Below are 11,333 nucleotides of genomic sequence, written 5' to 3' on the forward strand. Positions count from 1 at the left end.
CTTTGCGCCTGCCACGCCCCCCGGCGCGTCAGTAGTCGCGCTCGAAAAAGACGCCAAGGCTGGTATCGCCGGTCGAGCTGAGCTTGCCCCTGAGCCGGGTCGAGGGGGTGAGGTCGAGGTTCAGGTGAATCTCGCTCTCGCCCTCGTTGTCCACGACCACCTCGGAATAGATGTTTTCCGACAGGTATTTGCCGGCGCGCACCTCGGTCGCGCCGGTGTCGGTGGTGGTCACGTCGAGATCGCTCAGCCCGAAGCCCTCGCGCAGCTTACCGACCACGCCGCCGCCGCCGCGGCCCGCCAGCGTTGCCACCGCGCCGGCCAGCCGGGCCGCCTGGAAGGGCGAGATCGTGTCCAGCCCGCGCCCGAAGATCAGCCGCGAGACGACCTCCTCCTGCGGCAATTCGGGCTCCGACCGGAAGGTGATCTCCGGGTCGCTGGCCAGCCCCTCGACCAGGATGCGGATTTCGACCTCATCGGCCCGCGTCGTGGCGACGAAGCGCAGGTAGGGGTCGAAGGCGCCTTGCAGGTCGACCCGGCCCTCGGTCAGTTCCAGCCGCTTGCCGAGGATGTCCAGCCGCCCGCGGACCAGCTCGAACAGGCCCGAGGGGATGACGTCTTCGGTCGTGCCCGACAGGCGCAGCTGGCCGCCGAGTTCGGCATCCAGGCCGCGGCCGCGCACGAAGATGCGGTTCGGCGCGTCGATGGTCAGGTCGAGGGACAGGCCGGGCCCGCCCCCGGGGCCGTCGCCGGTTTCCAGCAGGCCGGCGCGGGCGCGGGTGGCATGCACCGCCGCCGGTTCGTTGGCATGGCGCAGTCCGGGCAGGCTGCCGATCTCGGCGATGCCGTCGGCGGGGATGCGCAACTCGGTTTCCTCAAGGCTCAGCGCGCCGGTGATGCGGCCGGCGCCGGTTAGCGGCCCGCTCAGCGCGATCTGCCCGTCGACGCGGGTGTCGTAGAGCAGCGGATCGCGCACCCGCACGCGCTGCAGGGTGACGGTCAGGTCACCCTCGTTCGGCGCGCTCAGCGCCACCGGACCGGAGACCGAGATTCGGCCGCCGCCGCGCACCTCGCCGGTCATTGCGATCTGAGCGCGGCCCGCCGCAATCTCGATCGTCGCGTCGAGCGGGTCCAGCGCTGTGTTGAAGGTGGGCGCCGACAGCCGCGCCCCGGCGGCGCTGACGCGTCCCGAAAGCGCCGAGAGGGCGGGCGCGCCCTGCAGTCGCAGGTCGTAGCGGGCGGTGCCCTGGACGTTGCGCGGCGCGATATAGGGGTTGGCCAGCCCCAGCGGCGCGGTGCCGCTGAGCGTCAGGTCCACGGTCGCGCCGTCGCCCGCGACCAGCCCCTCGATCGCGGCGCTGGTGCCGCCCGGGCCGCTGGCCGTCAGGGCGAGATCCCAGGTGCCGTCCTCGGCGGGACGGGCCCGGCCCTCGGCCTGAACGGGGCCGCTGAACTCGGGCACCAGAAGGCCGAGATCGGCCAGTTCGGCGCGGAAGGCGATGGCGTCCGCGGGTGTATCGCCGCCCTCGGCGCTGGCGCTGAGGCGGGGCGTTTCCAGCGTGAGGCGGCGCAGCCCCGGCCGGCCTTCGGCGCGCCACAGCGACGTCTCCAGCGTGACCTCGCCGCCGGTGATCCGGTCAAGCTCCGCCATGCCGGAGCGCAGGCCGCTGCCGCGCAGCCGTGCCGACAGGTCGAAGCTGCTGCCGCGCAGTTCGGCGCGGCCTTCGGCGGTGGCCTCGAGCTTGCCGGCGACCGGGCGCCCGGCCAGCGCGGCGAAGCGCGCGATTTCCTCGGCGCTGAGCGTGACGCGGCCCACGACCGGCAGGTTCTCGTCCGCCGGATCGACCGTGCCGCTGAGCTGCAACTGCGCCGCGCCGCCGCCGGCGCCGCCCGGCGCAGTGGCGTCCAGCGCGATCTCCCAGGTCTGGCCATCCGCGGGCCGGGCCTGCCCGCTGGCCTGAAGCGGCCCGTCGAGGCCGGGCAGCAGCAGGCCGAGGTTGGCCAGCCGCGCGTCGAAGGTGATCGCATCGGCCGGCGTGGCGCCGCCTGCGGCGCGGGCGGTCAGGCCGGGCGAGTCCAGGGAGAGGCGGCGCAGCCCCAGCCGCCCCTCATCGCGCCAGAGCGCGGTGTCGAGCGTCAGCGTGCCGCCGGTGATGCGGTCCAGCTCGGCGATGCCGCTGCGGACGCCGGTGCCGGTCAGCTGCGCCGACAGTTCGAAGGCGTCACCGATCAGCGCGATCCGGCCCTCTGCCGTGACCTCGATCGCGCCGGCGATGTCGCGGCCGGCCAGCGGCGCGAAACGCGCGATGTCGCGGGCGCTGAGCGCGACGCGGCCCTCGGCGGGCAGGCCCTCGTCCTGCAGGCCGAGCGTGCCCTGCGCCTGGAGGCTCAGCCCCTCGCCCGCGGCGCGGAGGGTTTCCAGCCGCAGCGGGCCGCCGGCCTGCCAGTCCAGCGCGGCCTCTCCGGCCAGGCTGGTCCCGAGGGCGCGCGCCAAATCCGGGTCGGCATGGGTGAGCCCGTCGAGCGCGTAGTCGAGCCGCGCGGTGATCGCCTGCGGCGCCGCCTGTCGGATCGTGCCCGCGCCGCGCAGCCGGGCCTGGTCGAGGGCGATATCGGCGCGGCGCAGCCCGGTCACGCTGAGCTCGGCCTGCCATTCCTCGCCCTTCGCCGCGTCGAAGCGGGCGTCGATGAGGGCGCTGTCCACCCATGTCGCGGGCCCCGGCAGCGGCAGGCGCACCGCGCCCCGCCCGCCGATCCGCCCGCCGAGGGCGAAGCGTTGCGGCATCCCGCCCGGCGCCAGCTCGAGCGCGCCGGAGAGGTCCAGCTCGGCGGTGCGCAGCGTGAATGTGTCGAGGGTGACGGCGCCCTCCGGCCCGGTGCGGCCGGACAGGGCGAAGGCGGCGCTGTCGCCGAAGAACGGGCGCAGTTCAGGCGTGAAGAGCGGCCCCATGTCGCCGGCCAGATCGGCGGCGAAGCGCCGGCCCGGCGCCTCGGGCGTGCCCTCGGCGGCCAGCGTCACCGCGCCGGTCAGCCGGGGTTCGCCATCGGTGGCGAGGGTGATCTCGGCGCGGTAGTCCGACAGCGGTGCGGTGCCCCTGGCGGCCAGTTCCAGCGCCGGCCGGCCGGGCAGGCGCATCAGCGTCGCCGCGATGCCCTCGGGGCCCTCGCTGAGCGCCATGTCCAGCGCCAGGATGCCGGTGGCATTGGCATAGCCCGCGTCGAGGGTCAGCGTGCCGGGCCGATCGGTGCGGGTGACCGCCAGCCGGGCCTGCCCCTCGCCGCCCTCGAGCTGCAGCGCGGCCACCATCGACAGCTCCGCCGCCTGTCCGAACACCGCCTCGCCGATCACCGCTCTCTCGGCGGCCAGCCGCGCGATGTTCACCGAAACCGGCAGTTCGGGCAGGGCGAAGGGCCGCGCGGGGGCCTGTTCCCCTTCCGGCGCGGCCGGCGCCGCGGGCAGGCGCGGCAGAACGATCTCGCCGGCCTTCAGCTCCTTGACCTCCAACCGCCCGTCCAGCAGCGCGCGGCGCGACCAGTCGAGCGTCACGTCGCGCAGGGTCAGCCAGACGCCGGTGTCGTCGGCGATGGTCAGTTCCTCGATCGTGGCGCGCGCGGACAGCGCGCCCTCGAACCCCTCGATCCGCACCTCGCGGCCGGCCGAGGACAGGTTGTCCTCCAGCAGCCCCTGCAGAAAGCCGCGGTCGTCGCGGGGTTTTTCCTGCGCCAGCGCCGGAACCGCCAGCGCCAGGATCATCGTGAGAAGTGCCGCGAACCGCATCAGAAGGCCTGCCCTATGCCGATGTAGATTTCCATCCGGCCGCCCTTGCCGCCGTCGAGCGGCGTCGCCACGTCCAGCCGGATCGGCCCGATGCCGGTCGCGTAGCGCAGGCCGAGGCCCGCGCCGCTGTGCCATTCGCCGCTGCCCTGACCCAGCGATCCGGCCCCGATATACCCGGCATCGGCGAAGCCGACGAGGCCGATGGTGTCGCTGACCCCCATCCGCAGCTCGCCCGACAGCCCGAGGAAGGAACGCCCGCCGACGCGCTTGCCGCCGCCGAGATCGACCGCCAGAGACTGATAGGGCTGGCCCCGCACCGTGCCGCCCCCGCCCGAGAAGAACAGCATGTCGGGCGGCACGTCCGCCACGCTCGCGTCGAAGACCGATCCCGCCTGCACCCGCCCGGCCAGCACGAAGCGCCCCGCGCCGCCGAGCCCGCGATAGGCCCGCGCGTCGGCATAGAGCCGGGCGCCGCTGTCGCCGCCGCTCAGGCCGAGGAACGGTGTCGCCTCCAGCCCGAGGTAATAGCCCTTGCTGGCGTCTAGCGGGTCGTCGCGGCTGTCCCAGGTCAGCGCGCCGGGCACAAGCAGCTGGTTCAGGTCGCGCCGACCCAGATCGTCCTTCACCTCCGCATAGCGCAGCGTCAGGCCGATCTCGCCGCTCAGCCGGTCGGAAAAGACGTGGCTCAGCCCGACCCCCAGCGCCGCGCTGCGCTCGGTATAGTCGGGCTCGTTCAGCTCTTCGAGCTCGCCCAGCACGAACAGGCCGGTGTCGGGGCTGAGGGTGGCGGGCCGGTCGAGGCGCGTGGACAGGCGGTAATCGGATCCGCCTGAGCGCCCGCCGAGGCCGCCGATCTCGCCCTCCACCCGCAGCCGCTCGGCCCCGCCCAGCAGGTTGCGGTGCATCCAGAAACCTGACAGCGCCAGCCCCTCGATCGACGACAGCTCGGCGCCCACGCCGAAGCGGCGGGGCTTGGCATCGACCACCGCGGCGGCGATGCCGAGTGTGCCGTCCGGCCCCGGCGTCTCGGCCTCGCTCAGCGCCACCGAGCTGAAGGCGCCGGTGCGGCGCAGCCGCTGGGCGGAGCGGCCCAGTTCGTCGGGCGAGAAGGTCTCTCCGGTGGGCAGGCCGGCGATTTCGTGGATGCGTTCGGCCCGCACCCGGCTGGGGCTGGTGACGGTGAGCGCGCCAAAGCGAAGGCGCGGCCCCGGGTCGAGCGCGATCTCGGCCGAAAGGGTCTGCGCGCGGTGATCGGCGGTCAGGCGCTGGCCGGCGACGCGCGCCTTGGCGTGACCCAGATCGCGCCAGCCGCGGATACCTTCCTGCGCGGCCTCCTGGATCAGCCCGCTGCGCGCGCGCCCGCCGGGGCCGAAGCCCTCGGGCAGCACGAAGCCGCCCGGCAGGGGCGCCACCTCGGCCCGGGCGAAGGTGAAGGCCGGGCCGGTCTCGACCACGATGGCGATCCGCTCGATCCGGGCCGGCGCGGCGAAGGGCGACAGCGCCGCCGCCTCGCGCCCGTCCACCGAAATGCGGATGACGCCGCTGTAGTAGCCCCCGGCGTAGAGCGCGCCCAGCAGCCGGCCGTAATCGGCCCGCGCGGCGGCCAGCAGATCCTGCGGCGTGGTCGATTTCTGATCGGCGCGGGCGATGCTGAGCGAGGCGCCGCGCAAGGCGTCGCGCATCTCGTCCGGGGCGCCGGGCGCACGCAGCGTGACCTCTGCGCCCTGCGCGAGGCCGGCGCCGATGCACAGCGCGAAGGCCAGGATCGCGCGTCGGATGATGGATGCCTTGGCCAAGACGGGCCCCCCTTCGCTTCGTGCCAGTTCGTCGCCGGAGGTGGCGGGCGACTCGCCGCCCCGGCGTCCTTGCCCGATGCAGGATAGGGCGTTCGGCGGCTCGGGGACAGGGGCGGCGGTTGTTGCCGGTCTTTCGCCCGCCCGGCGCGCCGCGCTAGCGGCTGGCGGACATGGTGGCGCGAAACCGCGCGAGGGCAAGGGCGAAAAATGCCGCTCCGATGCCGGCCACGGCCAGCAGTTCGCGCCAGACCAGCGCCAGCCCCGCGCTGCGGTAGAGCACCGCCTGCGCGAAAGCGGTGAAATGCGTGGCCGGCGAGAATTGCATCAGCGTATGCAGCGGCTCGGGCATGGCCTCCAGCGGCGTCACCCCGCCCGACAGCAGGTAAAGCACCACGAACACCGGGATCGACAGCAGCCCGAACTGCGGCATGGTGGTGGCGATGGTGGACAGCATGATCCCCAGCGATGTGACCGAGAACAGGTAGACCGCCGCCCCCAGCGCGAAGATCCCGATCGAGCCCGGCACCGGGATGCCCAGCGCCCCTTGCACCACCAGCTCCAGCGACAGGACCGCCGCGGCCACGATTACCAGCCCGTTGGCCCAGATCTTGGCGGCCATGATCTCGAACGGCGTCACCGGCATGACCAGAAGATGCTCGATCGTGCCGCGCTCGCGTTCGCGGATCACTGCCGCGCCCGACAGCACGACCGAGAGGATGGTCACATTCCCGATCACCTGCATCACCGACAGGAACCAGGTCGAGCGCAGGTTGGGGTTGAAGCGCGCGCGGGTGACGATGCTGGCGGGCAGCGCGGTCTCGGGCTCGGCCCGGGTCAGGAAATCGGCGATCTCGGTCTGGACGATGCGGCGGATATAGGTGGTGCCGGTGCCCGCCGTGGTCATCGCCGTGGCGTCGACATTGAGTTGCAGCACCGGGTGCCGCCCGGCCAGAAGGTCGCGCTGGAAGCCCGGCGGGATGTCGAGAACGAAGCTGTATTGCCCGCGGTCCATCGCGGCGTCCATCTCCTCCAGCCCGATCAGCGCGGCCGGCTTGAAATAAGGCGCCAGGAACGCGCCTCCGAGCCGCGCCGACAGCGCCGAACGGTCCTCGTCCACGATGGCGATGGCGGCGTTGCGCAGCTCGGTCTGCACGCCGCGGGCCACGGCGACGACCCCCATGGTGAAGGTGTAGACGATCAGCACCATCAGCACCGGGTCGCGGGCGAGGCTGTAGATCTCCTTGACGCCCAGCCGCAGGATGTTGCTCAGCGCGCGCATCGCCTAGGTCTCCTGCTTTCGCAGCAGGGCCGCGGCCAGCGCCCAGAACAGCAGGCAGAACCCCGCGAGAACGAGGTGGTTGTGCCACAGGTCTGCGATGCCCAGACCCTTGTTAAACACGCCGGTGCTGATCTTCTGGAAATAGAGCGGCGGGAAGGACTGCCCGATCACTCGCGTCGCCCCATCGAGCGTCGCCACCGGGTAGAGCATCCCCGAGAAATTGACCGTCGGGATCATCACGATGATCGCGCTGCCGAAGATCGCCGCGATCTGCGAGCGCACGAAGCTGGAGATCACCAGCCCGAAGGCGGTGGTCGCCAGCGTGTAGACCGCGGCGCCCGTGACCAGCGCCAGCGCACTGCCCTGAATGCGCAGCCCGAAGATGGTCATCAGCATGCCCAGAAGGATCGCGAAGCTGACCATCGCCACCGCGCTGTAGGGCAGCTGCTTGCCCAGCAGGAACTCCAGCTTTCGCACCGGCGCGGCGTAGAGATTGGTGATCGAGCCCATTTCCTTTTCGCGCACGATGCCCAGCGCCGTCATCATCGTGGGGATCATGATCAGCATCATCATCAGAACCCCTGGCGGGATGGCATAGGCCGACCGGAACGCCTGGTTGTAGCGAAAGCGCGGCTCGATCCCGGCGAGATCGGGTGGCGGGGCGGCGCCGGCCTCGGTGGCCGCGAGTTCCTGCAGGAAATCGAGGAAGGCCGCCTCGACATAGCCGCGCGCGGTCTCGGCGCGGGTGGTGTTGGCGCCGTCCAGCCAGGCGGCGACCTCGGGGCGGTGCCCGGCCAGCAGGTCCCGTCCGAAGCCGGGCGGGATGACCAGCGCCAGCGTGATGTCGCCCTGCCGCAACCGCCTGTCGATCGCGGCGAGGCTTTCGATCTCGGGCTGTTCGGCGAAATAGCGCGAGCCCGACAGTTGCCGCAGCAGGGCGCGGCTTTCGCGGCTGCGGTCCTGGTCGAGCGCGGCGTAGCGCAGGTTCTCGACGTCGAAGGAGATGCCGAAGCCTATGGCGATCATCAGCACCATCGGCCCGATCAGGGCAAAGGCCAGCCGGATGCGGTCGCGGATCAGCTCGGTCGCCTCGCGCCGGGCGAAGGCCCAGGCGCGGCGCGGCGAGAACAGCGCGCCGTTGGCGGGGCGCGGGGCGGCGGCCGCGGGCGGCGGCGGCGGCGCGGCGATGCCGGCGGCGTCACGCCCGGCGGCCTCCTCCAGATGGCCGATGAAGGCCTCTTCCAGCGTCGCGGCGTCGCGTTCAGCGCGCAGCGCTTCGGGCGGGCCGACGGCCAGCACCCGGCCCGCGTGCATCAGCGAGACGCGGTCGCAGCGCTCGGCCTCGTTCATGAAATGAGTGGAGATGAAGATCGTCACGCCATCCGTGCGCGACAGTTCGATCAGCAGCTCCCAGAATGCATCGCGCGCCACCGGATCGACGCCGCTGGTGGGCTCGTCGAGGATCAGCATCTCGGGCCGGTGCAGCACCGCCACGGCCAGTTGCAGCCGCTGGCGCAGGCCCAGCGGCAGGCTGGCGGGCCGGGCGTCGGCCGCGCCGCCAAGGTCGAACCGCTCCAGCAGCTCGGCCACGCGCGGCATGCGCTGGGCGCGCGGCAGCTGGAACAGCTGGGCATGCAGCGCCAGGTTCTGCCGCACCGAGAGCTCGGAATAGAGCGAGAATGACTGCGACATGTAGCCCACCCGCCTGCGGATCGCGAGCCCGCCGCCATCCACCGCCTGTCCGAACAGCCGGGCCCGGCCCGCGCTGGGCTTCAGCAGGCCGGTCAGCATCTTCATGGTGGTGGTCTTGCCGCAGCCGTTGGAGCCGAGAAAGCCGAAGATCTCGGCTTTCGCGATGCGGAAGCTGACGTCATCGACGGCGGTGAAATCGCCAAAGCGCATGGTCAGCCCCTCGGCCTCGATCGCGGGCAGATGCCCGTCGGCGGGGCGCGGCGGCAGCACGATCCGGCGGTGGCCGTCGCGCCGCCCCGCGGGCAGCAGCGCGACGAAGGCCTCCTCCAGCGTGTCGGCGCCCGCCTGCGCCTTCAGCTCTGCGGCCGTGCCGGTGGCCAGCACCCGTCCGCCCTCCATCGCCACCAGCCGCTCGAAGCGCTGGGCCTCGGACATGTAGGCGGTGGCGGTGAGCACGGTCATGCCGGGGCGGCGGTCGCGCAGGCGGTCGATCAGGTCCCAGAACTGGCGCCGCGACAGCGGATCGACGCCGGTGGTGGGCTCGTCGAGGATCAGGAGGTCGGGGTCGTGGATCAACGCGCAGCACAGCGACAGCTTCTGCCGCATCCCGCCCGAAAGCTGGCCCGCCGGGCGGTCGGGAAAGGGGGCGAGGCCGGTGCTCTCCAGCAGTTCGCCGATGCGCCAGGCGCGTTCCTCGGCCCGCTGGCCGAAGAGGCGGCCGAAGAAATCGACATTCTCGCGAACCGTCAGCGTGGGATAGAGGTTCCGCCCCAGCCCCTGCGGCATATAGGCGATGCGCGGGAAGCTGGCGGCGCGGTGCCGGGCGTCGGCCATGTCGCCGCCCAGCACCTCGATCCGGCCGCGTTGCAGTTTGCGCACCCCGGCCAGCAGCCCCAGCAGGGTGGATTTTCCCACCCCGTCGGGGCCGATCAGCCCGATCATCCGCCCCGCGGGAAAGTGCAGCGACACGTCGCTGAGCGCCGCCGTGCCGCCGTAACGGTGGCTCAGCCCCGCGACCGCGGCGGCGGCGGCCTCAGCCGTCATCGGGCAGGCGCACGGCCAGATCGGCCGGCCATTCGGCATCGGGGTCCAGCCGCACCGTGGCCACGCCCGGCACGCCGGTCTTCACGAATTCCTGATGCGCGCGCAGGACGTCGGGCGGGATCTGCAGCCTGACCCGGAACATCAGGTTCTCGCGCTCCTCCTCGGTCTCGACGTATTTCGGGGTGAACTGCGCCTCGCTGGCGACGAAGCTGACCGCGGCGGGCACCACGAATTGCGGCGCCGCGTCGAAGACCAGCCGCGCCTCGGCGCCATAGGCCAGTCGACCGGCCTGCGCGGTGGGCAGGTAGATGGTCATCGACACGTCGGTCAGGTCCAGCAGGGTGACCACGCGGGCGCCGGCGGCCAGCACCTCACCGGGTTCGGCGAGGCGGTATTGCACGCGCCCCGCGCGCGGCGCGGTCAGGGCGAATTCGGCCAGATCGGCGCGCAGCCGGTCGACCGTGGCCTGCGCCGCCTCGATCCGGGCGCGGGCCGAGGCGATGCCGGCGCGGGCCGAGGCGACGGCGGCCTCGGCGGCGGCCTTCTGGGTGCGCCGCAGGTCGACGACCTCGCCGGGGGCATAGCCGCGCGCGCCCAGGGTCTCGGCGCGGAACAGCTCCTGCTCTGCGAAGGTGAGGTTGCTTTTCCGCTCGGCCAGCACGGCGCGGGCCTCGGCCAGGCCCTGCCGTGCGGCGCGCACGCCGGCCTCCGCCTCGCGCAGCTGCGCCTCGATCTGGGTCGGATCGAGCTGCGCCAGAACCTGCCCGGCCTCGACCATCTCGCCCTCGGAGACGAGGATCTCCTGAAGCCGCCCGCCGAACTTGGTGGCGACATCCACGCGCTCGGCCTCGATCCGGCCATTGCCGCGGGCAAAGCCGGCGGGCAGCCCGGCGGCGCGGTCCCGTTGCCACACCCACAGGCCCGCAGCGGCGAGCAGGCCGAGCACGACGACAAGGGCGATCCGTTTCATCTTCTGCCAGCCTTCCGTCTTGCCGCGGGGCCACAGGGCGCCCGCGGCCCATGCCCGAGCTAAGCGCGAATTGGCGGTGCGGCGCAACCGTGCGATGCCTCGGCCCGCATCTGGCCGCGCCCCCGCCTGGCTCAGGGCGCGAGGGAGAGCGACAGGCTGAAGCTGTAGCGCGGCTCGCTCAGCGCCTTGGGCGCCGCGGGCAGACGGGCGCGGCGCACGGTGCTCAGCGCGGCCTCGTCGAGCAGCGCCGATCCAGAGGAGCGCGTGACCGTGACCGAGGCCAGATCGCCCTGCCGGGTGATGACGATGCCGAGCTGGACGCGGCCGGCGGCGCGGGTGCCGCGGGGGTAGCGCTTGCGCCGCTCGATGGCGGCGCCGATCGCGCTTTTCCAGCGCGCCATCTCGCTCTGGCGCAGGGCGGCCTCGGCGGTGCTGACCTCGGCGGGGCCGTGATCGCCGGCGGCCTGCCGCCCGCCGCTGCCGGCGGCTTTCTGCGGCGGGGCCGGGGGCGGCGCGGGCGCGGGCCGCGGCGGCGGCGCGGGCGCATCCGAGGGCGGCGCGGCGGGGCCGGGCAGGGCGGCAGGCGCCGCTGGAGCCGCCGGGGCGGCGGCGCTCAGCCGCGGCGCGGGCGCGTGCACCGGGGAGGGTGTCGCGTCCGGCGGCAGGGCCGGGGCCGGGGCCTTCGCCGCTGTCGGCGCGGCGGGCCGGGGCGCGGGATCGGCCGGGCTGGGCAGGACGGTCTCGCGCGGCGCGGACGGCGCGGTCAGGTCCGGCGGC

General features: G+C 73.3%; 6 protein-coding genes. All 6 read right to left on the minus strand.

Annotated features, from left to right (window positions below; translation table 11 throughout):
• Positions 1-28 precede the first annotated feature (28 nt).
• Positions 29-3,775, minus strand: coding sequence for a translocation/assembly module TamB domain-containing protein (locus tag KCI33_RS15920; protein ID WP_212525794.1), 3,747 nt, complete (start codon positions 3,773-3,775; stop codon positions 29-31).
• Positions 3,775-5,571 (minus strand): autotransporter assembly complex family protein, encoded by a 1,797-nt coding sequence (locus KCI33_RS15925; RefSeq protein WP_249139106.1) that lies wholly within the window; start codon positions 5,569-5,571, stop codon positions 3,775-3,777. Before KCI33_RS15925 ends, KCI33_RS15920 begins: the two co-directional genes overlap by 1 nt.
• A gap of 154 nt (positions 5,572-5,725) precedes the next feature.
• Positions 5,726-6,850, minus strand: coding sequence for an ABC transporter permease (locus tag KCI33_RS15930; protein WP_212525795.1), 1,125 nt, complete (start codon positions 6,848-6,850; stop codon positions 5,726-5,728).
• A 3-nt stretch (positions 6,851-6,853) separates the two neighbouring features.
• Complete coding sequence (rbbA, locus tag KCI33_RS15935) at positions 6,854-9,586, minus strand: ribosome-associated ATPase/putative transporter RbbA (protein ID WP_212525796.1); 2,733 nt, start codon at positions 9,584-9,586, stop codon at positions 6,854-6,856.
• On the minus strand, positions 9,576-10,556 hold the full coding sequence (locus tag KCI33_RS15940; protein WP_212525797.1) for an HlyD family efflux transporter periplasmic adaptor subunit: 981 nt from the start codon (positions 10,554-10,556) through the stop codon (positions 9,576-9,578). Before KCI33_RS15940 ends, rbbA begins: the two co-directional genes overlap by 11 nt.
• A 131-nt stretch (positions 10,557-10,687) precedes the next feature.
• Positions 10,688-11,333: energy transducer TonB (locus KCI33_RS18075; protein WP_212525798.1), on the minus strand; the 646-nt coding region annotated here is incomplete at its 5' end.

This window comes from Actibacterium sp. MT2.3-13A, assembly GCF_018139985.1.
Lineage (GTDB): Bacteria > Pseudomonadota > Alphaproteobacteria > Rhodobacterales > Rhodobacteraceae > JAGSOU01.

Coding starts and splice junctions, on each gene's coding strand:
- KCI33_RS15930 (WP_212525795.1), bottom strand. CDS start 6,850: ATGCGCGCGCTGAGCAACATCCTGCGGCTGGGCGTCAAGGAGATCTAC.
- rbbA (WP_212525796.1), bottom strand. CDS start 9,586: ATGACGGCTGAGGCCGCCGCCGCCGCGGTCGCGGGGCTGAGCCACCGT.
- KCI33_RS15940 (WP_212525797.1), bottom strand. CDS start 10,556: ATGAAACGGATCGCCCTTGTCGTCGTGCTCGGCCTGCTCGCCGCTGCG.
- KCI33_RS15920 (WP_212525794.1), bottom strand. CDS start 3,775: ATGCGGTTCGCGGCACTTCTCACGATGATCCTGGCGCTGGCGGTTCCG.